Genomic DNA, 21,271 nt, shown 5'->3' with positions numbered 1-21,271 from the left:
TCCGCGCCGCCACGCGGTGCTGTACCGGTTGCTGTGGCGCCTCGTCCACGGCGAGCGTGCCCTGCTGGGCATGGCCACCGACGATGATGTGGCATGGGCCATGGACGCCGCGAAGGCGGTGAACCGCGAAAAGCACAAGATGAAGGCGTTCGTGCGATTCCGCGAAGTCCAGGCGCCCGATGGCAGCGTCTACGTGGCCTGGTTCGAACCGGTGCACGATGTCCTGGCCCAGGTCGCGCCGTTCTTCGCGCGTCGCTTTGCCGGCATGCGCTGGTCCATCCTCACGCCGCTGCGAAGCGCGCACTGGGACGGCCAGGCGCTGCGCCTGGGGCCCGGCGCCGAACGCGCCGACGCACCCGACGGCGACGCGCTCGAAGCGCTGTGGCGCGTCTACTACGCCAACATCTTCAATCCCGCACGGCTGAAGGTCGACGCGATGGTGAAGGAGATGCCGGTCCGGTACTGGAAGAACCTGCCCGAAGCCGCGCTGATCCCCGGCCTGATACGCGAGGCCGGGGGGCGCATGCAGGCGATGGTCGATGCCGCGCCGACCACACCGAAGCGGGCGCTGCGGGCACCGGCACGCACGGCGCGCGATGTCGCGCTGCCCGTGGACGCCGACGCGCTGGCCGCTGCCGTCCGCAGTTGTCGCCAGTGCCCGCTGTGGCAGCCCGCCACGCAGGCGGTGCCGGGCGAGGGGCCCGTCGACGCCCGGGTGATGGTCGTCGGCGAGCAGCCCGGCGATGCCGAGGACCTCGCCGGGCGGCCCTTCGTCGGTCCGGCGGGCCGCCTGCTGGACGAGGCGTTGTCGGCGGCCGGGCTCGACCGGGCGGCGCTGTACCTGACCAACGCGGTGAAGCACTTCAAGTTCCAGCCACGTGGCAAGCGTCGCTTGCACGCGCGTGCCGACGCCGCCGAGCAGGCGGCCTGCCGCCCCTGGCTGGAGGCCGAGCTCGAGCGGGTGAAGCCTGCGTTCGTCGTGTGCCTGGGCAATACCGCCGCCCGCGCCCTGCTCGGCGCGGGCGTGGCGGTGAACGCGGACCGCGGCATCTGGCACGCGTCGGCGTCGGGCGCGGCGGTCATGCCGACCTTCCATCCGTCGTATCTGCTGCGATTGCCCGTGGCCGAACGCGAGGGCGCCTGGACCGCCCTGGTCGCGGACCTCGCGAAGGTGCGGGACGCCTGCGAGCAGGACGGGCGCGCCTGAGCGTCCTCGGCACGCCGGCGCCAGGATTCGTACGTCGTCTGTCAAGGTGCCACCCCCAGCCGTCATTCCAGCGAACGCTGGAATCCAGCCTTTCGGCTGAAGGTGAGGGGCGGTTCGGATATGGGTGCAATGCGCTTTGCTTGTTGCACCCTACGGTGAAGGGCCGCCCGCGTCAGCCCTTCTTCCCGAGCAGTGCCAGGACGGCTTCGGCGGCGGCTTCGGAGGAGGCCGGGTTCTGGCCGGTGACCAGGTGGCCGTCGGTGATGGCGTGGCTGGCCCAGTCGTCCTTTTTTTCGTAGTGGCCGCCGTTCTCCTTGAGCATGTCCTCGACCAGGAACGGCACGATGTCGGTCAGGCCCACCGCGGCCTCTTCGCTGTTGGTGAAACCAGTGACGCGCTTGTCCTTGACCAGCGGATCGCCGTGGCTGCCCTTGGCGCCGCGGAGTACGCCCGGCGCATGGCATACCAGTGCCACCGGCTTGCCGGCGGCGTGCGTGGATTCGATGAGCGCAATGGAGTCGCGGTCGTTGGCCAGGTCCCAGAGCGGTCCATGGCCCCCGGGGTAGAACACCGCGTCGAATCGCCCGGCGTCGATCCCGGCCAGGACCTCGGTCGAGGCCAGCGCAGCCTGCGCCTCTTCGTCTTCCCGAAAGCGGCGGGTGGCGTCGGTCTGCGCATCCGGCGCGTCGCTCTTGGGATCCAGCGGCGGCTGGCCGCCCCGCGGTGAGGCGAGGGTGATCGTGGCTCCCGCGTCCTTGAATACGTAGTAGGGCGCGGCGAATTCCTCCAGCCAGAAGCCGGTCTTCTCGCCGGTGTCGCCCAGGCGGTCGTGGGACGTCAGCACCATCAGGATCTTCATGTCGGGCTCCAGGGGAAAGGCCAGAACCCTAGCCGGCGCCGCCGCAAGCAGGCGTGAAGCCGGCCCCGGCCCCGGCGGTTTTTTGGCTACTATCTCGCCATGAACGACCTGACGATGCCGGACCCGGACGATGCCACCCTCCGCGAGGCGCTGGCTGATGCGGACGTCTACCGCACGCTGCTGGAGTCCACCCGCGCGATCCCGTGGAAGATCGACTGGGCGAGCATGCGCTTCACCTACATCGGGCCGCAGATCGAGTCCCTGCTGGGCTGGCCGCAGGCCAGCTGGAGCACGGTCGAGGACTGGGCCGCGCGCATGCACCCGGAGGACCGCGAGCGCGTGGTGGGCTTCTGCGTGGCGCAGTCGCAGGCGGGCGTCGACCACGAGGCCGACTACCGGGCGATGACGCATGACGGGCGCTACGTCTGGATCCGCGACGTCGTCCACGTCGTGCGCCGGGCCGATGGCGCGGTCGACAGCCTGGTCGGCTTCATGTTCGACATCAGCGAGCGCAAGAAGGACGAGGAAGAACTCCTGCGCCTGCATCGCGAGCTCGAGCGGCTGTCGATGACCGATGGGCTGACCGGCATCGCCAACCGGCGCATGTTCGATACCCGTCTGGGCACGGAATGGAAGGCCGCGCGCGAGGGCGGCAAGCCGCTGTCGCTGGTGATCGTCGACATCGACTGTTTCAAGCAGTACAACGACGCCCATGGCCACGTGGCCGGCGACGAGTGCCTCACGCGCATCGGCGGCATGCTGCAGGAATTGTCGCAACGCCCCGGGGACGTGGTCGCGCGTTTTGGCGGCGAGGAGTTCATCCTGCTGCTGCCGGGGGCCGACGAAACCGCTGCCCGCGAGGTCGCCGAGGCCTGCGTGCGCGGCATCGCGCGCCTGCGCATCCCGCATGGCGGTCCGGGCGTCGGCGACATCGTGACCGCCAGCCTCGGCGTTGGCACGGCGCGGCCAGCGGCCGGCGACACCGCCCGCGACTTCCTGGCCGCTGTCGACCGGCGGCTTTACGACGCCAAGGCCCGCGGCCGCAACCGGATCGAGGTGCTGGAACAGGGACACCGCGCCGCCGCGTTGCGCGCCCCTCGTCCTTGACCGCCGCACGTCACATATCCGGTATCCGTTCAGCGGAATGAGGGGATTGGACGCCCCCGTTCACCCTGCCTAGATGGCGTGGGGTCTTGAATGACGGCATGGAAGCCATTCCCCGCCGCGCGCGTCAAGCGATCGAACAGGTGCTCGAGCGGTTCCTGTCCGACCTGCGACCGGACCTGTCGGTCATCCTCGACCAGCTCGACGCCGCCGTGATCCGGCGCGCGCGCAACGAGCGCGACGACGCGATGCTCGTGCAGTGGGTCGACACCCGCGAGGCCCTGGGCCGTCGCAAGGACGGCTTCATCCCGGCGTTCAACGAGGCACTCCGCCGCGAGTGCGAATCCGCGCACGACCATGCCGCGCCGTCACTGTCACGCGGGTTGCTGGGCGACCAGTTGCAACCGCTGATGCTGCTCGACGAACACATCGTCGACGAAGACAACGCGCTCGCCGCCCTGGCCAGCCGCCATGCGTCGCGCGCCAGCTTGCCGTTGATGCTGCTTGGCCATCGCTTCGCGGTGCTGCTTGAACGCCCACCGCTTGACGCGGCGGCGCTCCCCATCGGACCGGAGGCCTGTTGCCGCGCCCTTCGCAGTGCGGCGCAGGCCATCGACCTGCCGATCCATGCGCGTATCGTGCTGTACAACGCCTACGACAACGAAGTCGGTCGGCATTACGAAGCGTGCATCCAGACCGCCAATGCCATGCTCGATGAAGCCGGCATCCTGCCCGGGTTGAGCTTCGTGCCGCTGCGCGCGCGCGCGGGCGCATCGCACCCGGGGCGCGGGCAGGTTGCCGACGCGCCGGGCGCGGCGTCCGATGGCCTGCTGTCGGCGATCGAGGCCATGCGCATCGTCAACGGCACCCTCGACGAACTCGCGCCGCCCGGTACGCTGCCCGAGAGCTGCCTGCCCGAGCGCGCCGAGGCCGTGGCGGCGATGGTGCAACTGGTGTCGCGCTTCGGCCCAGGGTCGCCGGAGTGGCTGCGCTGCCGCATGGTGGTCGCCGAGGTGGTCGACGCGATCCGCGCCGGCAATGCCATCGACCCGGCCATCCGCGAGTGGATCGCCGGTTCGCTCGCGATGGTGGGCTATTCGGATGGCGACGCCGAACGGTTGTCCACGGCCCTGGTCGACATGGGCGGCGCCGGCGTACAGGGCGCCGCGCGCGAGGCGAGGCGGTGGCAGGCCCGGCTCGACGCCTTGCCGCAGGGGACGCTGATCGGTTTCAGTCGCGACGGCGGCATCGTGCGCGCCCGCCTGCGCGATCATCGCCGCGATACCCACAGCGTGCTGTTGGCGAGCGAGGACAGTGGCCAGGAGGCCTGGATCGATAGCGATACCGTTTCGCGCCTGCTCGCGAACGGACAGGCCTGGCTGCTCACCGGTACCGGGGGGCGGCGATGACGACCGAAGGCAACGAGACGGGCGGGCGGCGTGCCCCACGGCAAGCCGTCGACGTGCTGGTGCCGGTGGTCAACGCCATGACCCAGCGGGCGATGGGCCTGACCCGCGACATTTCGCGCGGGGGGATGAAGATGCAGGTCGTCGAGCCCCTGGTCGACCAGGCGCTCTACCAGGTGCGCATGGAACTGCCCATGGGCGAGGGGCGGTTGCCGGTGGAAGCGGGCGCGCAGGTCGTGCGCCAGCAACGCGAGCCCGACGGTGCGGTCCTGGTCGGCCTGCGCTTCGTGCACCTGGAGACGGCCCATCGCGAGCGCCTGGGCGACTGGCTGCTCGCCTCCGGGGTGGATGCCGGCACGTCCTGAGTTGCGCCCCGCACCGGGATCAGTGCGGGCGAGGGCGCTGTCTGGCCAGCCACCGGTCCAGGGCCCAGGCGCCCGCCAGGCCGACGCCGGTCGCCAGCAGCATCGGCCAGGGCAGCCCGCGCCAATGGGCGACGCTGGTCCGCAGGCCGTCGAGCACTTCGGCGCCGCCCCAGCCCGCCAGGGCCAGCACGGCCAGGCCTGGCAGCAGGCCGAGCAGCCAGCTCTCGCTTGCGGTGCGTTCCGGTGTATCGCTGGACGCGCACGCCTCGTCCGTTGCGAGGGCCAGGCGTTCCATCTGCAGGGCGAAGCTCGCGGGCGGCTCGGGCAGCGGCGCGGTGCGAAGGGCGTGGTAGACGGCGCGGTACCGGTCCGTGACGGGGTCGGCGCCGCTGCCCGCCGGGGCAGGGCGTTCGGCCGCGGCCTGGCGCCGGGCCTCGTCGGCGTCATGCGAGGCGTTGGGATCGGGGTCGGGGCGATGCGTGTTCATGAGGGACAGGCCTCCAGGGATTCCAGGTGCCGGCGCAGGCGCTGGCGGGCTCGGAACAGGTAGTTCTTGACCGTGCCCTCGGGCAGGTCGGTGATGCGCGCCACCTCGGCGATGCCCAGCTCGTCCACGTGGTAGAGGGTGACCAGCGTGCGTTGCAAGGGGGGCAGGGCGTCGATCGCGGCGTGCAGGTGGCGCATGAGTTCGGCATCGGCAACGCTCGCGGCAAGGTCGAAACCGTCCTCCACGCGCTCGGCCGGCGACACGCCGTCCTCGTCGGGCTCGACCATCGGCAGGCGCTTGCGCTGCATGTGGCGGCTGGCGACGCTGAACGCGATCCGGCCGATCCACGTGCCCAGCGCACTCTCGAAGCGGAACTGGTGCAGGCGCCGGTGCACCTGCAGGAACACCTCCTGGGCCAGTTCCCGCGTGTCCTCGGGGTGCTGGACGATGCGGTGGACCAGGTGCCAGACCAGCTTCTGGTAACGCGTGACCAGACGCTCGAACGCGCCCGGGCGGCGCGCCATCACGGCGGCCACCAGGCTTCGTTCGTCCTCGGGTCCTTGTTCCATGTCCAATGGATACACCCGGACGGGCACCGGTTGCACCTGGCAGGCGTCATCCGCCGCAAGGCGCGATTCCGGCCCTCCAGGGGTGCAACCGCACGCGCGCTGGCCGTCTCCATTCCTGACAAACGGGGCATGGTGCCCCTGGAGACGCCCCCATGGTCGACATCATTGCCTTGTTCATCCCGATGGTTTTCGCGGTCTGCATCGTCCTGGCGATCCGCGCCGTGGTCGAAAGCCGGCTGCGCCGGCGCCTGGCCGAGACCCATGCCAGCGAAGACCTGATCCGGACCCTGCTCCTGACCGACCAGGAGAACCGCCACCAGGCCACGCTCAAGTGGGGCATGGTGCTGGTGCTGACCGGACTGGCCTTCGGCCTCATCGACATCGCCAACCTGACCGCCGAGGACGCGGCCAGCTACGGCATCCTCTTCGGCGCGATCGGCCTGGGCATGATCGGCTACCACTTCCTCCCGCGCGCTCGCGACTGACCGCCTCCCGCCGCGTGTCCGCCGGGCGCGCGGCTCCCCCAAGGGAGTTCCCATGAGGCCCAGCGTTGTCCTGGCGGGCGTGCTGCTGGCGGGCAGCCCTTTGCCCGTCGCTGCCGCACCCGGCACGCCGCGCGAACCCCGACCGGCGCCGGTGCCGTCGCCACCCTGGACCCCGAACTCACCCGCCTCGATGCCATCTTCGGTGTGCGCGACGGCCCTCTTGCATGCCCACCGCCCCGTCGCTGCGCGCAAGCAAAGAGCGCCCCGGCAGGACCGGGGCGCTCTGAGGCAGAGCCGTGCGGGAGTGTCAGGGGCTGGTGCGCAGGCTCAGGCCATAGGCGCCAAGGATGGCGTTGATCGGCGTGAAGTAGCTGTTGCCGCCGCCGGTACGGCCCTGGCGGCCCTTGCAACTGCCGCTGCCGCCCGACAGCACGCCCTGCGCCTGGCCCACGCCGGTGATGTACGACCCACCGGAATCGCCGCCCTCGGCGCAGGCCGTGGTGCGGGTCAGGCCGGTGACGGTGCCGTCCGGCTGGCCGCTGTCGTTGACGTAGGACACGGTGACGTTCTTGCTGCCGATCGCACCGCAACGCCAGCCCGTGGTACGACCGGAGCGGCAGATCGCGGTGCCCACCGGTGCCTCGGTGCCGCCGCGGACGGTCACGTCGCCCTTGCCGTAGCCGTACACGCTCGGCGACAGCGTATGGGTGCTGTCGACCTGCACCCAGCCGCGGTCGGGGCCGGTCTGGTTGCCTTCGGGCATGGCCGAGGCAGCGAACGCGCCCAGGCGCACCCCCGGTGTCCACTGCGAGACCTCCTGGTAGACGATCTCGCCCACGTCGCCGCAATGGCCGGCGGTGGCGAAGCCGGGCGTCGCGCCCTTGGTGACCGAAAAGCCGATCGAGCAGGCATACACGTAGCCATCGCCCGGGTCGCGCAGGATGCCGCGGCCGCCCTGGATCGAAGCGCGCCGCTGCGGCGCTTCGTCCATGCGCTCGAAGCGGACCGTGCTGGCGTCCAAGCCACTGCGCGCGACGAAATCGATGGCGGCATCCTCGGCGCCGGGTGCGACGCCGAGCACGACGCTGTTGCTGGGCAGGTCCACGGCCCAGCTGTACACGCCGCGCGGTGCGGCCGCGCGGCGGGCGAGCTGGTCGTCGAGCTGGCCCTTGGCGGCGTTGAGGGCGGCGAGGCTGTGGCGGGCATGGCGCGACTCGGCACCGGGCACGCCCGCCGGGCGCGTGCTCGAGGTCGTGGCGACCACCAGGCCGAAGCTGCCGTTCGCCTTGCGCTCCAGCCAGGCGCCGGCGAACTCCCGGCCCAGCCGGCGCGCGGCGAGCTTTTCCTGCTGGATGGCCAGGCGTTCGGCCTTGAGGTACTGCGCCAACTGCGGGCCGGTGAGCCCCAGGTCGCGCTGCATGGCCGCCTCCAGGGCGGGCGAGAGTCCATCGGCGGCGAGGGCGGCTCCGGACAGGGTCATCGCGACGACGGCGGCGAGGACCGGCACACTGAACTTGCGCATTGCCAAACTCCTTTTCCAGTAGTGGGCGTGGACAGCAGTGACGGTGGGCCGGGCGGCGTCGCCAGTGGAGGCGTGGCGGGGGTGCCTGGGCAACCGTGCGAGCTGGAACGGTGCCGAGCCGTCGCGCCCTACCCGGAAAGAGCGACGGGGCGCACGATTCGGACGCCTCGGCCCGCGAGGCCATCCAGGTATCGGCCTCCCGCCACCGGGACAGGGCGGCGCGCGGTCGCCACGGCGTCAGAAGACCGGTTCGTCCATCCGGATGCGGCGCCGCAACTCGGCGAGCATCTGCCGCTCGGACAAGTCGAGGGCCCACTCCGGCCGCAGCTGGAAATGCGAGCGGTCGACGAGCGTCTTCCAGTTGCCGCCCCATTCCAGGCCCAGGTCGATGCCAAGCGCGCCGACCGCCTGGTACGCCGGCGAGTCCGGCAGGTAGCGGTTGCCGCTGAAGATGCCGACGTCGAAGGCGATGCCGAAGTTGTGCGTCGAATGGCCGCCCCGTGCGCCCGTGACCTTCGTCCCGGGCGTGCTGCGGCCCTGTGCATACAGCCGGTCCTGCTCCTGGTATGAACGCAGGCCACTGATGATCTCCACCGTGATGCCCAGCGAACGTGCCTTGAAGTACAGGGCGCGCGCGTAGGGGCGCACGTCCGGCAGCAGGGTGCCGATGGCGCGTTCGCTGCGCGCGCTGGCGCGGTCGCCGGGTGCGGTGAACGCGATCCGCGGCCTGGCGGCGGGCTGCACGACATAGCGATGGATCGCGCCCCAGGTCTGCGGGCCGGCGCGGCCATCGACGAGCACGCCCAGCTTGCGTTGCACCGCCCGGATCATGTCCTCGGTCTTCATCGCCCTCGCTCCATTCGAGCTCCTGCTCCGTCTGGACTGCGCGGAATGGTGCCACGCCGTGCGTGTCGCGCCTGCGACAGGCTTGGCGTTCCGGGACGGTGGCCTCAGGCCGGCAGCGACAGACCTGGACGTTCGTTGTCCCAGATCATGTGGATGATGCGCCATCGCCCGTCCGCTTCGCGGTACAGCTGGATGCTGTTGACGCCGCGGCGCTCGACCTGCGGCGCGTCGGGCGCGACGCGGGCTTCGTAGCGGCTCCAGGCGTGCGCGATGTTGCCGAAGACCTGCAGCTCTCGCGCTGTCTCCACCTCGTGGAAGCCCTGCGAGGACAGCAGGCGGTCGACGTCCTGCCGATACGCGGCGAGGTCGAAGGCCTGCATCCAGGGGGTGCCGTCGGCATCCACGCCGGTGCGAATCTGGCGGCAATCGGGATGGAAGCAGTCGTCCTGCCTGCGCCAGTCGCGGGGACCGGCCGGGCCGGAGATCATCGCGTACATGCCCGCGATGGCGGCATCGATCGAATCCAGGTCGTTGGGCATGGCGGCGGTTCCGGCGGGTGATGCTTGAAGCCTCACGCAAGGCGACCACGCTGTCCAGACATCTTCGCGCGGGCCGCTTGAACCCGCCACAGCGTTTGCTAGATTCACCGCATGGCGAAGACATCCGATTCCATCCGCTTCGAAGCGCGCCTGAAGCGGCCCGCTGCGCCGAAGGGCGCGAGCTGGTCGTTCCTGGTGCTGCCAGCGGCCGCCAGCGCGAAGCTGCCGACACGGGCCATGACCACCGTCGAAGGCCGCTTCGGCGACCAGGAATTCAAGGCGACGCTGGATCCGGACGGTGAGGGCAGCCATTGGTTGAAGGTCCCGCGCGCGCTGCGCGAGGCGGCGGGACTGGACGTCGGCGACAGCGTCGCGCTGGAGATCCGCCCCTCGGAGAAGCAGCTCGAGCCGAAGCTGCCGCCCGACCTGCGCAAGGCGCTCGACGCCGATCCGGCCGCGCGTGCCGCCTGGGACGACATCACCCTGGTCGCACGCCGCGACTGGATCCTGTGGATCACCACGGCGAAGAAGGCCGAGACGCGCGACAAGCGGGTCGCCGGCGCCTGCGACATGCTCGCGTCCGGCAAGCGCCGTGTCTGCTGCTTCGATCGGTCGGGCAAGTTCAGCAAGGCTTTCGGCGCGCCCGAGGCCGCGCCATAGGGCCGCACACGCGTCCGTCAGGACGGTCGCGCTAGGCTCGGGCGTCCCGATGACGGATGGACGCCCATGCAACTCGAAGGATCCTGCCACTGCGGCAAAGTGCGCTTCCGCTGCGAAGCCTACGCGCCGGTGCCGTTCCTGCATTGCTACTGCTCGATCTGCCGCAAGACCGCCGGTGGCATGGGCGCGGCGATCAACCTGGGCGCCTGGGCCGACACCCTGGAGGTGGAAGGCGAGGCGCACCTGGGCCGCTACCATGCCCGCATCCGCGAGGACGACGGTGCGTGCCGCATCAGTCGAGGCGAGCGGCGGTTCTGTCGCGAATGCGGCAGTGCCTTGTGGGCCTTCGATCCGCGTTGGCCGGACCTGCTCCATCCGCATGCCTCGGCGATCGACACGCCGCTGCCCGAAGCGCCCGCGCGCGTTCACATGTTGCTCGACTCGAAGGCCAACTGGGTCCAGGTGCCGGAGGGCGAGGGTGAGACCCACGTGGCGCACTTCCCGGAGGAGTCCTTGGAGGACTGGCATCGTCGCCATGGTCTGTTGGAAAAGCGCTCCGACAAGGATGCGTCCTAGCGCCGCGTGCTGGCGCCCTGTCCGATCCGACAGCGGTCCTGGACGGCAATGTGGTCCACACTTCCGGGGTTGTGGAGGCCCCGATGGCAGGCGCTCGCGCCTCGCGCATGGCGGCGCGGGTGCGTGGCCGATGTTCGCGGCCCCGCCCCGTGGAGACGAGAAAAGGAGTACGTCCGTGCCCCAGGACCTGCTGGACATCACCCTGTCCGACGAACAGATCGCCGCCGCCGATGCCGCCTTCGAGCAGCTGGTGCGGGCCTTGCCCGGGCTCACCGCCCTGACACCGGAAGAACACCAGGAGATGCGCGCGGCCGCGGCGAATGCAGGGACGCGGGAACTGCGCGCGCTGGCGGCGATGGAGCCGCCCGCGGGTGGGGATGCGGGGCTGGATGCGCTCCGCCGCGACATGCAGGCATACGATCGGCTTCATTCCGTTTTCGAACGCGTGCATGCCCTGCGCGCGATGCTCGACGACACGATCGCGGCGCTTGGCGGCAGGATGGCGCGGTCGGCGCTCTCGGCCCGCGCCGCGGGCGATCGCGGCCCAGACTCCGACCCGAGCGGCGGGCGCTGATCCGGCGGCGGCACGAGTGCCGGGGCGCCGCGACGGGCGTAGGATGCAACGGTGGGATCCAAGGGGTTGACCGAGGGGGTGGCCGGGCGGGCGTCGGCGCCCACCTCGTGCAGGCACTCCCGGGACGCACGGCGTTTCCATCTTTCGCGGGAGCAGGACACGATGAGCGGTTCCACCCTCCAGGGCGGTTGCCTGTGCGGTGCGGTGCGGTTCGAGGCGACGTCGCCGTTCCGGCGGATGGTCCACTGCCACTGTTCGCGCTGCCGGCGCAGTACCGGCACCGGGCATGCGACCAACATCGCCGTCGACAGTGGCCAGTTCGCGTGGCTGTCGGGCGAATCGGCGATCTCGCGCTTCGACCTGCCCGGCGCAGAGCGTTTCGGCAAATGGTTCTGCAGCCACTGCGGCTGTCCGCTGCCCCGGCGTTCGCGCGACGGAAGTTTCGTGATGATTCCCGCCGGGTCGCTCGACGCCGCGCCGCCGATCCTGCCGGGCGACCACATCTTCTGGGGCTCGCGGGTGGAATGGGGATGCCCCAGCGGCGGCATCCCCACGCACGACACCTACCCGGACGGCTGGGGCTGAGCGCCAGACAAGGTCATGGCACCTACGTGACGCCCAAGGTGGCGGACGCGACGTTGCCGATCCACGGGTCGTGGGTCAACAGCGGCTCCGGCGCGATGCGCGGCCGCAACCGGGTGCGTGCGGCGGACGCGTACCCGGATATCCACAGGTTGCAGGGTGTGCCGCCGGAGCCGGCGCCCGGTCCGGGCACCGGCGGGCCCGGCACACCCCGCCGCCAGGGCACGGCAGGCGCGGGTGTCGATCAGTCCCAGCGGGGCCATGGGCGCGAGCGCAGCGTCAGTCGGGTCGGCAAATGGCGCGCGACGCGCCCCAAGGGGCAAGCGCCGGCATCTGCGTCTCCTTGCGGCGAATGTGCCGGGCATTACGACAGCGTCGCGAGCGCCGGTGTCGTGCCCGTATCTACATGCGGCAGCGCAGCTTCGGCACCCGTCGCTTGATCGCGGCTTGACGCGATCTCGTCGATAGTGGGGCATGGCCGATATGTCGCGTTCCCCTTCGCCGGCTTCGCGGCTGGCGTGGCTGCTGCTCCTGTTGCTCGTGTTCCTGGCCTGGTCGCTGGGGTCGGGCCGGCTGCACGTGCCCGACGACTGGAATCCCTGGGCGCCGCTGGATGTCCGGGCCACGCCGAATGCGCTGACCGGGTGGAAGCTGCAACGCGCCGGGGCCCAGCCGGCCGCCTGCCGGGAGGCCTTGTCCCGTTCACGCCTGTCGTGGACACCGCTGCCGGACCGGACGACCGGCGATGGCTGCGGCTTCCGCAATGCCGTCCGCATCGAGGGCGGCCGCGTCGACCCCGGACGCGCGTTCCCGCTCAGTTGCCGCGCCGCGTTGTCGCTGGCGATGTGGGAAGAACACGTGCTGCAGCCCGCGGCGCGACGGTGGACGGGGCAGCCGGTGGTGGCCCTCGAGCACCTGGGCTCGTATGCCTGCCGAAACCTCTATGGGCGAGCCGAAGGCAGGCGCAGCCGGCATGCCACCGCCGACGCCCTCGACCTGGCGGCCGTGGTGCTGGCGGACGGGCGGCGGATCAGCGTGCTCGAGCACGGCGCGCCCGACGCGCCGGCGGGCGAGGAGGCGCGCCTGCTCCAGGACCTGCACGGCGGCGCCTGCCGCTACTTCGACGCGGTCCTCGGTCCGGGGTACAACGCCGCCCATGCCGACCACTTCCACTTCGACCGTGGCGGTGCTCGGCTGTGCCGTTGAGGGCGATGCGCGGCGCTCACCACAGGTAGAGCTGGAGCGCGTCCTCCTTCGGCCGCGGCGGGATGTCCGCCAGGAGTCCGCGATGGTCGGGGAAGTTCAACGCACTGCGTTCGATCAGGTTTTCGATCGCGGCGAGGTTGTGCTGGGCCTGCAGCGGCGTGGGCGCCTGCAGGCTCGCCGCGTCGGGGAAGATCCCCATGCCCGCCAGCAGGCAATACCAGGACACCACCGGATAGGCGTTGCCGAACTGGCCCTGCCTGAGGCCGCCGATGATCGGCTTGCGCGCCATCCAGGTCCGCAGCAGTTGCACCAGCGACTCGGACAGGTGCGCGTTGGCGGCGTTGTCGCGCCAGTACTCAGTATCGGTGCGGTTGTTGGTCTTGTAATGGGCGACGATGTAATCGCGGGTGCCTTCGATCTGGGCGTTGAGGGTGTCGTTGAAGCGCGACCGGGCGGCGTCGCCGATGTCGCCGCTCTCCAACGCCTCGACCAGCAGGCTCGCGGTGCGCTGGACGAACTGCAGGGCCGTGGCTTCCAGCGGCTCGATGAAGCCCTGCGCCAGCCCGTTGGCGACGCAGTTGTGCCGCCAGCTCGCGGCGGCGCGACCCACGCGCATCTTCAGGTGGCGCGCCGGCACGTCGGCATCGAGCAGGCCCAGGTGCGCGCGCAGTTCCGTCTCGGCCTGGTCCGCCGTGCAGTGCGCGGTGCTGTAGACATAGCCGTTGCCGTGGCGCTCGGTGAGCGGGATCTTCCACGCCCAGCCGTGCGAGAGGGCGGTGGACACCGTCTGGGTCATGATCGGGCCGCTGGCCGGGCTCGGCAGGGCCACGGCGGCGTCGTTGAACAGGTTGTCGGAGAACGGGACGAAGGGCGTCTCCAGCGCCTTGCCGATCAGCAGGGAGGCGAAGCCGCTGCAATCGACGAAGAAGTCGGCCGCAAGGGTCTCGTCGCCGTCCAGCTCGAGCGTGGCGATGTCGCCGTTGGCGGCGCGGTTCACCGCGCGCACGTGGCGCGGCACGTGCCGCACGCCGCGCTCGAGGGCCTTGCGGTGGAGGAAGGCGCCCAGGAGGCTGGAGTCAAAGTGGTAGCCGTACCAGACGTCGAAGGGAAAGTTGCGCGACGGGCGCGGGGCAAGGGCATCGCGCGCCAGTCGCGCGGCAATGAAGAAGCGGTCCGGATGCGCGTCGACGTCGGCCCCCTGCAGGCGCGCATGCACGTTCTGCACGAACTGGGTCATCGTCAGGTTGTCGAGCATCGAGGCGAAGGGATGGAAGTAGCGCTCGAAGCCGGGGCGGGTGGACCAACCCTCGAAGCTGATGCCGGCCTTGTAGGTGGCATTGCACGCCGGCATCCACTCGGCCTCCTCGATGCCCAGGCCGTCGAAGAAGCCGCGCAGCCAGGGCGTGGATCCCTCGCCGACGCCGATCGTGCCCACCTGCGGCGACTCGATCACGGTCACGCGCAGGCGCTCGCCATACGCCGAGTTGGCCAGCAGCAGCGCGGTCATCCAGCCCGCACTGCCGCCGCCGACGACGGCGACGTGCTTCACCGGCGGTTCGGCATCGATCGCGGCATGGGCGGCACCGGCGCCGCAGGACTGGGTGTAGAGGGGAAGGGTGGCCATGCCCCAGCCTACGCACGGCCGCCGGCATTTCAAGCGCCACCGCGAGGCCGCGCCCTTTATCCCGCGCCCGGTCGCCCCCATCTGGAAGGTTCCCCCGCAGAGCCGTGACCATGATCCCCCTGTCCGTCCTCGACCTCGCGCCCGTCACCGTCGGCAGTACGCCGGCGCAGACCTTCGCCAACACCCTGGCCCTGGCCCGCCATGCCGAGCAGCTGGGGTACCGGCGGTTCTGGCTGGCCGAGCACCACAACATGCCCGGCATCGCCAGCGCCGCGACCGCGGTCCTGATCGGGCACGTGGCGGGCGGCACGACGTCGATCCGCGTCGGCTCGGGCGGCGTGATGCTGCCCAACCACGCACCGCTGCAGGTGGCCGAGCAGTTCGGCACCCTGGGCTCGCTGTACCCGGGCCGCATCGACCTGGGCCTGGGCCGCGCCCCGGGCACGGACCAGCCGGCGGCGCGGGCGCTGCGGCGGTATTACCAGGGCGCGGACGAGTTCCCCGCCGACGTGGTGGAGCTGCTGGGCTACTTCGAGCCGGTCCGTGACGGGCAGACCGTGCAGGCCGTGCCGGGCGCCGGGGTCGAGGTGGAACCGTGGATACTGGGCTCGAGCCTGTTCGGCGCGCAGCTGGCCGCGACGCTCGGCCTGCGCTATGCATTCGCCTCGCACTTCGCACCGGCCATGCTGGAGCAGGCGCTGGCGCTGTATCGCCGCGAGTTCCGGCCGTCCCGCCACCTGCAGGCGCCGCACGCGATGCTGGCCCTGAACGTGGTCGCCGCCGACAGCGACGACGAGGCCGCGCGCTTGTTCACCACCCAGCAGCAGGCCTTCGTCAACCTCCGGCGCGGCCGACCGGGCCAGGTGCCGCCGCCGCTGGCGTCCGCCGCGGCCTTCGACGCCTACTGTCAGCCCGGGGAACGCGCCGGTGTCGACGCGGCCCTGTCCTGCGCCGCGGTGGGGTCCCCGGAGACGGTGCGCGCGGCGGTTGATGCCTTCGTGCAGCGTCACCGGCCGGACGAGCTGATCCTCACCGCCAACATCTTCGACCACGACGCGCGCCTGCGTTCCTTCGCGCTGGCGATGGACGCGCTCAGCGCCTGATCCGCCCCGCGCCGGTGCATTGCTGACGCCTGCGGTCAGCAGTGTTGCCAATGGCATGCGCACGCGCGGGCCGATCGCGACGATAATGGGCGTCCTCCCCCGGTCGACGCCCCCATGTCCGACACGTCCACCGCCGCGGACGCGCCCCTGGCCGCGCCGCTGCCCCGCCGTCTCGACCCGCGGGTGATGATCCCGCTGTGCCTGCTGACGCTCTACCTGGTCTGGGGCTCGACCTACCTGGGCATCCGTTTCGCGCTCGAGAGCTACCCGCCGTTCCTGCTCGCCGGGCTGCGCTTCCTGGCGGCGGGCGTGGTGCTGTACGGCTTCCTGCGCTGGCGCGGCCATGCCACGCCGAGCCGCCTGCAGTGGCGCAATGCCGCCATCACCGGCCTGTTGCTGCTGGGCTTCGGCAACGGCCTGGTGTGCTTCGCCGAACAGCGGGTCAGCTCGGGCATCGCCGCGGTCGCGGTGTCGAGCATGCCCTTGTTCGCGGCGACGTTCTCGGGCCTGTACGGGCAATGGCCGACGCGGCGCGAAACGGTGGGGTTGCTGGTGGGCTTCGTCGGCGTCGTCGTGCTCAACTTCGGCAGCGGACTGTCGGGCGAGCGCCTGGGTGCGATCGCGCTGCTGACCGCCGCCATGTGCTGGGCGTTCGGCTCGGTCTGGAGCCGTCGCCAGGACATGCCGGCCGGTCCGATGAACACCGCCGCGCAGATGCTCTGCGCCAGCGTGGCCCTGCTTGCCGTGGGGCTGCTGGGCGGCGAGCGGCTGCCCAGCCATCCGACGGCACAGGCGACCCTGGCCCTGGTCTACCTGGCGGTGTTCGGCTCCATCGTCGCCTTCAGCGCCTACCTGTACGTGCTCAAGCACGCGCGGCCGGCGGTGGCGACCAGCTATGCCTACGTGAACCCGCCGGTGGCGGTACTGATCGGCGTGCTGCTGGCGGCGGAGACGGTGGGCCCCTACGACCTGGCCGGCATGGCCATCATCCTGGTCGGCGTCGCCCTGATCACCGTGGTGGGGAAGCGCCGCCGACGCGCCGCCTGAAGCGCGTCGTTCAGGCGTTGGAGTCGGCGGGCGGCGCCGAGGTGTCGAGTGGCGCGGCGCCGGCGGCGGACCGGCCGCTGGTGGCGACGTCCAGGCCCACCGTGTACGCGGTCATCGACAGCGAACCGTAGGTGTAGCCATCGACCAGCACGCCGGGCGTGCCGCCGTCGGCCGCGGCGAGCCCGGCGATGTACAGCAGGGGCAGGAAGTGCTCGGGCGTGGGTACCGCCAGCCCATAGTCGGCTCCCTCCATCAGCGAGGGCAGGTCGCCGGGTCGCTCGTGCATGACCTGGCGGACCCGCTCGTCGAAGCGCCGCGCCCAGTCGAAGGCGCCGTCGGGCTGGTTCCAGTCGATCGCCCGGAGGTTGTGGACGACGTTGCCGCTGCCCATCACCAGGATCCCGCGCGCGCGCAGCGCGGCCAGGCGCTCGCCCATTGCCAAGTGGTATGCCGGCGGCCGGCGCGCGTCGATCGACAGCTGCACCACGGGGATGTCCGCGTCGGGGAAGGCGTGCGCCAGGACCGACCAGGTGCCGTGGTCCAGGCCCCAGCCGTCGATGTCGGCCCCCACGTGGTCGGGGCGCGCGAGGTCGGCGATCTCCTCGTGGAGCGCGGGCAGGCCGGGCGCCGGGTACTGCATCTCGAACAGGGCCGGCGGGAAACCGAAGAAGTCGTGAAGCGTGCGCGGCCGGGCCATCGCGGTGACCGCGCTGGCATTGACGTACCAGTGCGCCGAAACCATCAGGATCGCGCGCGGCCGCGGTACGTTCGCGCCGAACGCCCGCCAGGCATCCGTGTAGCGGTTCCGCTCCAGCGCGTTCATCGGGCTGCCGTGGCCGAGGAAGGCGGCGGGCATGGTCGGGCCTGGCATGGCGCCTCCGGCGATCAGGACGTTGCAGGCATCGTACGTGCGCGCGCCATCGCGCAGGTCGCCATGGGCAGGACGCTGCGTGCGACGCCGCGACGCCGCGACACCGCGACACCGCGACGTCGCGACGAAAGGGCGCGGGCGCGGTGGTACCGTAGAACCGTCGGCGGAACGCGGTCGGGGCCGGCCGCGAACGGATCGGAGGACGCGGGATGAGCGAGCGCAAGGTACCGGGCGTGGCACCCTTCGAAGGCGCGGCGGGCGGCTGGAGCGCACTGGGCGCGGTCGCCCGGGTGCTGAAGGACCAGATGGCGGTCGGGCGCGAGGCCTCGGCGCTGCGCCGGGTCAACCAGCCCACCGGCTTCGACTGCCCGGGCTGCGCCTGGCCGGACCCGCGGCATACCTCGTCCTTCGAGTTCTGCGAAAACGGCGCCAAGGCGGTGGCCTGGGAAGCGACCGGCAAGCGCGCCACGCCCGAGCTGTTCCATCGCCACACCGTCTCCGAGCTGTGGGAGTGGAGCGACCACGCCCTGGAGGACGCCGGGCGCCTCACCCATCCCCTGGCCTACGACGCCGAAAGCGACCGCTACGTGCCGATCGCATGGGACGAGGCCTTCGCGCGCATCGGCCAGGCGCTTCGGGCGCTGCCGGATCCGGACATGGCCGAGTTCTACACGTCGGGCCGCACCTCCAACGAGGCCGCCTTCCTGTACCAGCTGATGGTGCGCGAGTTCGGCACCAACAATTTCCCGGACTGCTCGAACATGTGCCACGAGGCCACCAGCGTGGGCCTGCCGGCATCGATCGGGGTCGGCAAGGGCACGGTGACACTGGAGGATTTCGAGCACTGCGACGCGCTCTTCAGCTTCGGCCACAACCCCGGGACCAACCATCCGCGCATGCTCACCACCCTGCGCGAGCTGTCCCGGCGCGGCGTGCCGATCATCGCGGTCAATCCCCTGCGCGAGCGCGGGCTGGAGCGGTTCACCTCGCCGCAGCACCCGGCCGAGATGCTGGCCAACCACGCCACGCCGATCGCGCGGACCTATTACCAGGTGCGCATCGGCGGCGATCTTGCCCTGCTCAAGGGCATGATGAAGTGGCTGTTCGAGGCCGATGACGCGGACCGGGCAGGAGGTGGCGCCGGCGTGCTCGACCATGCGTTCATCGCGGCGCACACCCAGGGCATCGAGGCCCTGCGCGCGGATGTCGAGGCGACCGGTTGGGACGACATCGTGCGTGCGTCAGGCCTGGCGCGCGAGGACATCGAGTCCGCGGCCCGCGTGTATGCCAATGCCGATCGCGTCATCCTCTGCTATGGCATGGGCATGACCCAGCATCGTTTCGGCACGCGCAACGTGCAGCAGATGGCCAACCTGTTGCTGCTGCGCGGGAACATCGGGCGCCAGGGCGCGGGCATCGCGCCGATCCGGGGCCATTCGAACGTGCAGGGCGACCGCACGGTGGGCATCACCGAAAAGCCCACGCCGGCGCTGCAGGCGGCGATCCGTCGCACCTACGGATTCGAGTTCCCGCTCACGCATGGGCACGACGCGGTCGCCGCGATCCAGGCGATCCGCGATGGCCGATCCCGCGCGCTGGTCTGCATGGGCGGCAACCTCGCCGTCGCGATGTCGGACCCGGCGACGACCCTGCCGGCGATGCGCGGCCTCGACCTGGCCGTGCACGTGGCCACCAAGCTCAACCGCTCGCACCTGATCCCGGCGCGGCAGGCCTTCGTACTGCCGTGCCTGGGGCGCACGGAGCTGGACGTCCAGGCGAGCGGGCCGCAATCGGTCACCGTGGAAGACTCCATGTCGATGGTGCACGCCTCGCAGGGGGGACTTGCGCCTGCCTCGGAGCACCTTCGCTCGGAGCCGGCGATCGTCGCCGGCATCGCCCAGGCCCTGTTGCCCGGCAGCCGGGTGGACTGGGATGGCCTGGTCGCCGACTACGACCGCATCCGCGACGACATCGAGGCGGTGTTCCCGATCTTCCGCGACTTCAACCGGCGCGTGCGCGAACCGGGCGGTTTCCGCCTGTATGTCGGGGCGTCGGTGCGCGACTGGGGCGGAGATGGCAGGAAGGCCGCGTTCCATGTCGCCCAGGGCCTCAACGAGGATCTCCCGGTCGAGGGAGGCGACCTGCTGACCCTCACCACGATCCGCTCGCACGACCAGTACAACACCAGCATCTATGGCCTGGACGATCGTTACCGCGGCATCAGCGGCCGGCGCGACGTGGTGTTCATGAACGCAGACGACCTGCGCGAGCGGGGCCTGCGCCACGGCGACCGCATCGACGTGGAATCGCGGGTGCCGGGCAGTGCCGCCGGTGCGCATCGGGTCGATGGCTTCCTCGCGATCGAATACGACCTGCCCCGCGGCTCGGCGGCCATGTACTTCCCCGAAGGCAACCGCCTGGTGCCGCTCGCCAGCCACGACGCCGAATCGGGGACCCCGGCCTACAAGTCGATCCCCGTCCGCATCGCCGCGGCCGCTGCCTGAAGGCGCGCAGGCCGATGGGCAATGGACTGGCGGGGCGTGGGGTCTGGCGGGTGGAGGCGGGCGCGTCGACGCCGGCCCAGGATACGCTGGCCGAGGAAGTGCCGGTCGCGATCCAGTTCGACGGCGCCGCCTTCGCGGTGATGATGGCCTCGCCCTCCGACCTCGAGGACCTCGCGATTGGCTTCGCCCTGACCGAGTGCCGGTTGCCCGCCGACGCCATCACTGCGATCGAGGTGCGCGAAGTCATCGAGGGCATCGTCCTGGACATCACCACCCGCGAGCCGGCGGCGAGCGCCACGGCCCCGGAGCCGCGCTCGATCCCGGGGCGCAGTGGCTGCGGCCTGTGCGGCAGCCGCGCGCTCGAGGATGTCGTGCGACGCCCGGCCACGGTTGGCGAAGGCGCCCGCCTGGCGGCGGGTGCGATCGAAGCGGCGCTGTCGGCCCTGCGCTCGCGGCAACCGCTCAATGCCGCGACCGGTGCGCTGCATGCGGCCGCGTGGTTCGATACGGCGGGCGACCTGATGCTGGTGCGCGAGGACATCGGGCGCCACAACGCGCTGGACAAGCTGATCGGCGCGATGCGGCGCTCGGGGACCTCGGCGCAGGACGGCTTCGCGCTCGTCACCAGCCGCGCCAGTTACGAAATGGCCGCCAAAGCCGCCGAGGCCGGGATCCCGCTGCTGGCGGCGATGTCCGCGCCCAGCGCGCTCGCGGTCGACCTGGCGCGCGACTGTGGCCTCACCCTGGTCGGCTTCACCCGCCCGGGCCGCCACGTGGTCTACAGCCATCCGCAGCGGCTGGACGGCGTCGCGCACGGCAACGTCGAACGCTGAGCGCGTGCGTGCCGGCGGGCCGCAGGCCACTGCAGGCGGGCTGGGGTAACATCGGCGCGGGCACGCAGGCGCCAGGGGGCTGGCCGCCGCGCCCGCACAAGACAGGGGAAGGGGACCATGCGGCAGATCGTCGGAATGTTGTGCGCGGCCGTACTGATGGCCGGCTGTGGGCAGGTGAGGCAGACGCCGGACGAGGCAGTCGTGCAGGCCGAAGCGCAGGCGCGCGCCGAGGCCGAGCGGCGGGAAGCGCAGGCGCGCGAGGAGGCGCAGCGCAAGGACGCCGATGCGCGGGCCGAAGCACG

The 21,271-nt window shown here is 71.3% G+C and carries 23 protein-coding genes; 15 read left to right on the top strand and 8 right to left on the bottom strand.

Features of this window, described 5'->3' with window-relative positions; genetic code table 11:
• On the top strand, positions 1-1,207 hold a 1,207-nt coding region (locus tag FKV25_RS04165), incomplete at its 5' end, for a UdgX family uracil-DNA binding protein (RefSeq protein WP_141517535.1).
• 172 nt (positions 1,208-1,379) lie between these two features.
• Here FKV25_RS04165 and FKV25_RS04160 read toward each other — a convergent pair.
• Entirely contained in the window at positions 1,380-2,066 is a 687-nt protein-coding gene (locus FKV25_RS04160) for a type 1 glutamine amidotransferase domain-containing protein (protein ID WP_141517534.1), read from the bottom strand.
• Positions 2,067-2,165: 99 nt separating this feature from the next.
• Here FKV25_RS04160 and FKV25_RS04155 point away from each other — a divergent pair, with 99 nt between their 5' ends.
• From FKV25_RS04155 to FKV25_RS04145, 3 genes are all read left to right on the top strand, one after another.
• Entirely contained in the window at positions 2,166-3,173 is a 1,008-nt protein-coding gene (locus FKV25_RS04155; RefSeq protein ID WP_246071900.1) for a sensor domain-containing diguanylate cyclase, read from the top strand.
• Positions 3,174-3,271: 98 nt separating this feature from the next.
• Positions 3,272-4,579, top strand: coding sequence for a DUF1631 family protein (locus tag FKV25_RS04150; RefSeq protein ID WP_141517533.1), 1,308 nt, complete (start codon positions 3,272-3,274; stop codon positions 4,577-4,579).
• Entirely contained in the window at positions 4,576-4,941 is a 366-nt protein-coding gene (locus FKV25_RS04145) for a PilZ domain-containing protein (protein ID WP_141517532.1), read from the top strand. The genes FKV25_RS04150 and FKV25_RS04145 overlap by 4 nt, the downstream gene beginning before the upstream one ends.
• A 19-nt stretch (positions 4,942-4,960) precedes the next feature.
• On the opposite strand, the gene FKV25_RS04140 is transcribed toward FKV25_RS04145, so the two are convergent.
• On the bottom strand, positions 4,961-5,428 hold the full coding sequence (locus FKV25_RS04140; RefSeq protein WP_141517531.1) for a hypothetical protein: 468 nt from the start codon (positions 5,426-5,428) through the stop codon (positions 4,961-4,963).
• On the bottom strand, positions 5,425-5,997 hold the full coding sequence (locus FKV25_RS04135; protein WP_141517530.1) for an RNA polymerase sigma factor: 573 nt from the start codon (positions 5,995-5,997) through the stop codon (positions 5,425-5,427). Before FKV25_RS04135 ends, FKV25_RS04140 begins: the two co-directional genes overlap by 4 nt.
• A 152-nt stretch (positions 5,998-6,149) precedes the next feature.
• Between FKV25_RS04135 and FKV25_RS04130 the strand changes: the two genes are divergently transcribed.
• On the top strand, positions 6,150-6,482 hold the full coding sequence (locus FKV25_RS04130; RefSeq protein ID WP_141517529.1) for a DUF6249 domain-containing protein: 333 nt from the start codon (positions 6,150-6,152) through the stop codon (positions 6,480-6,482).
• Positions 6,483-6,789: 307 nt separating this feature from the next.
• Here the strand turns inward: FKV25_RS04130 and FKV25_RS04125 are convergent, their stop codons facing one another.
• From FKV25_RS04125 to FKV25_RS04115, 3 genes are all read right to left on the bottom strand, one after another.
• A complete protein-coding gene (locus FKV25_RS04125; RefSeq protein WP_141517528.1) occupies positions 6,790-8,004 on the bottom strand; it encodes a S1 family peptidase in 1,215 nt (404 codons plus the stop codon).
• Positions 8,005-8,241: 237 nt separating this feature from the next.
• Positions 8,242-8,850, bottom strand: coding sequence for a M15 family metallopeptidase (locus FKV25_RS04120; RefSeq protein WP_141517527.1), 609 nt, complete (start codon positions 8,848-8,850; stop codon positions 8,242-8,244).
• A 104-nt stretch (positions 8,851-8,954) separates the two neighbouring features.
• Positions 8,955-9,389 (bottom strand): Cif family virulence factor, encoded by a 435-nt coding sequence (locus FKV25_RS04115; RefSeq protein ID WP_141517526.1) that lies wholly within the window; start codon positions 9,387-9,389, stop codon positions 8,955-8,957.
• A 111-nt stretch (positions 9,390-9,500) separates the two neighbouring features.
• On the opposite strand from FKV25_RS04115, the gene FKV25_RS04110 reads away from it, so the two are divergent.
• The 5 genes from FKV25_RS04110 (at position 9,501) to FKV25_RS04090 (ending at position 12,987) form a co-directional block, all read left to right on the top strand.
• Positions 9,501-10,049: a YdeI/OmpD-associated family protein gene (locus FKV25_RS04110; protein WP_141517525.1), complete on the top strand. Its 549-nt coding sequence runs from the start codon at positions 9,501-9,503 to the stop codon at positions 10,047-10,049.
• A gap of 66 nt (positions 10,050-10,115) precedes the next feature.
• On the top strand, positions 10,116-10,625 hold the full coding sequence (locus tag FKV25_RS04105) for a GFA family protein (protein ID WP_141517524.1): 510 nt from the start codon (positions 10,116-10,118) through the stop codon (positions 10,623-10,625).
• Between the two features lie 175 nt (positions 10,626-10,800).
• On the top strand, positions 10,801-11,199 hold the full coding sequence (locus tag FKV25_RS04100) for a hypothetical protein (protein ID WP_141517523.1): 399 nt from the start codon (positions 10,801-10,803) through the stop codon (positions 11,197-11,199).
• Between the two features lie 162 nt (positions 11,200-11,361).
• On the top strand, positions 11,362-11,784 hold the full coding sequence (locus tag FKV25_RS04095) for a GFA family protein (RefSeq protein WP_141517522.1): 423 nt from the start codon (positions 11,362-11,364) through the stop codon (positions 11,782-11,784).
• A gap of 471 nt (positions 11,785-12,255) precedes the next feature.
• Positions 12,256-12,987, top strand: a complete 732-nt coding sequence (locus FKV25_RS04090; protein ID WP_211345363.1) for an extensin-like domain-containing protein — start codon at positions 12,256-12,258, stop codon at positions 12,985-12,987.
• Between the two features lie 16 nt (positions 12,988-13,003).
• On the opposite strand, the gene FKV25_RS04085 is transcribed toward FKV25_RS04090, so the two are convergent.
• A complete protein-coding gene (locus tag FKV25_RS04085) occupies positions 13,004-14,611 on the bottom strand; it encodes a tryptophan halogenase family protein (RefSeq protein ID WP_211345362.1) in 1,608 nt (535 codons plus the stop codon).
• 110 nt (positions 14,612-14,721) lie between these two features.
• Here FKV25_RS04085 and FKV25_RS04080 point away from each other — a divergent pair, with 110 nt between their 5' ends.
• Both FKV25_RS04080 and yedA read left to right on the top strand, forming a co-directional pair.
• A complete protein-coding gene (locus tag FKV25_RS04080; protein ID WP_141517521.1) occupies positions 14,722-15,714 on the top strand; it encodes an LLM class flavin-dependent oxidoreductase in 993 nt (330 codons plus the stop codon).
• A gap of 114 nt (positions 15,715-15,828) precedes the next feature.
• Entirely contained in the window at positions 15,829-16,761 is a 933-nt protein-coding gene (yedA, locus tag FKV25_RS04075; RefSeq protein WP_141517520.1) for a drug/metabolite exporter YedA, read from the top strand.
• Between the two features lie 10 nt (positions 16,762-16,771).
• On the opposite strand, the gene ygiD is transcribed toward yedA, so the two are convergent.
• A complete protein-coding gene (gene ygiD, locus FKV25_RS04070; RefSeq protein ID WP_246071898.1) occupies positions 16,772-17,632 on the bottom strand; it encodes a 4,5-DOPA-extradiol-dioxygenase in 861 nt (286 codons plus the stop codon).
• A gap of 209 nt (positions 17,633-17,841) precedes the next feature.
• Between ygiD and FKV25_RS04065 the strand changes: the two genes are divergently transcribed.
• From FKV25_RS04065 to FKV25_RS04055, 3 genes are all read left to right on the top strand, one after another.
• A complete protein-coding gene (locus FKV25_RS04065; RefSeq protein ID WP_141517519.1) occupies positions 17,842-20,136 on the top strand; it encodes an FdhF/YdeP family oxidoreductase in 2,295 nt (764 codons plus the stop codon).
• Positions 20,137-20,150: 14 nt separating this feature from the next.
• A complete protein-coding gene (gene fdhD / locus FKV25_RS04060) occupies positions 20,151-20,969 on the top strand; it encodes a formate dehydrogenase accessory sulfurtransferase FdhD (RefSeq protein ID WP_141517518.1) in 819 nt (272 codons plus the stop codon).
• A gap of 117 nt (positions 20,970-21,086) precedes the next feature.
• A partial coding sequence (locus FKV25_RS04055) for a hypothetical protein (RefSeq protein WP_211345361.1) occupies positions 21,087-21,271 on the top strand: 185 nt, incomplete at its 3' end.

This window comes from Marilutibacter aestuarii (assembly GCF_006546775.1).
Taxonomy (GTDB): domain Bacteria; phylum Pseudomonadota; class Gammaproteobacteria; order Xanthomonadales; family Xanthomonadaceae; genus Marilutibacter; species Marilutibacter aestuarii.
Note: the sequence above shows the minus strand (reverse complement) of the source record. Positions and strands in the feature narration are given on the sequence as shown.

Excerpts from the sequence above, each read along its gene's own strand:
- FKV25_RS04065 (WP_141517519.1), top strand. The coding sequence starts at position 17,842 with ATGAGCGAGCGCAAGGTACCGGGCGTGGCACCCTTCGAAGGCGCGGCG.
- FKV25_RS04095 (WP_141517522.1), top strand. The coding sequence starts at position 11,362 with ATGAGCGGTTCCACCCTCCAGGGCGGTTGCCTGTGCGGTGCGGTGCGG.
- FKV25_RS04105 (WP_141517524.1), top strand. The coding sequence starts at position 10,116 with ATGCAACTCGAAGGATCCTGCCACTGCGGCAAAGTGCGCTTCCGCTGC.
- FKV25_RS04120 (WP_141517527.1), bottom strand. The coding sequence starts at position 8,850 with ATGAAGACCGAGGACATGATCCGGGCGGTGCAACGCAAGCTGGGCGTG.
- FKV25_RS04080 (WP_141517521.1), top strand. The coding sequence starts at position 14,722 with ATGATCCCCCTGTCCGTCCTCGACCTCGCGCCCGTCACCGTCGGCAGT.
- FKV25_RS04110 (WP_141517525.1), top strand. The coding sequence starts at position 9,501 with ATGGCGAAGACATCCGATTCCATCCGCTTCGAAGCGCGCCTGAAGCGG.
- FKV25_RS04140 (WP_141517531.1), bottom strand. The coding sequence starts at position 5,428 with ATGAACACGCATCGCCCCGACCCCGATCCCAACGCCTCGCATGACGCC.
- yedA (WP_141517520.1), top strand. The coding sequence starts at position 15,829 with ATGTCCGACACGTCCACCGCCGCGGACGCGCCCCTGGCCGCGCCGCTG.
- FKV25_RS04135 (WP_141517530.1), bottom strand. The coding sequence starts at position 5,997 with ATGGAACAAGGACCCGAGGACGAACGAAGCCTGGTGGCCGCCGTGATG.
- ygiD (WP_246071898.1), bottom strand. The coding sequence starts at position 17,632 with ATGCCAGGCCCGACCATGCCCGCCGCCTTCCTCGGCCACGGCAGCCCG.
- FKV25_RS04150 (WP_141517533.1), top strand. The coding sequence starts at position 3,272 with ATGGAAGCCATTCCCCGCCGCGCGCGTCAAGCGATCGAACAGGTGCTC.
- FKV25_RS04160 (WP_141517534.1), bottom strand. The coding sequence starts at position 2,066 with ATGAAGATCCTGATGGTGCTGACGTCCCACGACCGCCTGGGCGACACC.
- FKV25_RS04090 (WP_211345363.1), top strand. The coding sequence starts at position 12,256 with ATGGCCGATATGTCGCGTTCCCCTTCGCCGGCTTCGCGGCTGGCGTGG.
- FKV25_RS04085 (WP_211345362.1), bottom strand. The coding sequence starts at position 14,611 with ATGGCCACCCTTCCCCTCTACACCCAGTCCTGCGGCGCCGGTGCCGCC.
- FKV25_RS04125 (WP_141517528.1), bottom strand. The coding sequence starts at position 8,004 with ATGCGCAAGTTCAGTGTGCCGGTCCTCGCCGCCGTCGTCGCGATGACC.
- FKV25_RS04115 (WP_141517526.1), bottom strand. The coding sequence starts at position 9,389 with ATGCCCAACGACCTGGATTCGATCGATGCCGCCATCGCGGGCATGTAC.
- FKV25_RS04145 (WP_141517532.1), top strand. The coding sequence starts at position 4,576 with ATGACGACCGAAGGCAACGAGACGGGCGGGCGGCGTGCCCCACGGCAA.
- FKV25_RS04130 (WP_141517529.1), top strand. The coding sequence starts at position 6,150 with ATGGTCGACATCATTGCCTTGTTCATCCCGATGGTTTTCGCGGTCTGC.
- fdhD (WP_141517518.1), top strand. The coding sequence starts at position 20,151 with ATGGGCAATGGACTGGCGGGGCGTGGGGTCTGGCGGGTGGAGGCGGGC.
- FKV25_RS04155 (WP_246071900.1), top strand. The coding sequence starts at position 2,166 with ATGAACGACCTGACGATGCCGGACCCGGACGATGCCACCCTCCGCGAG.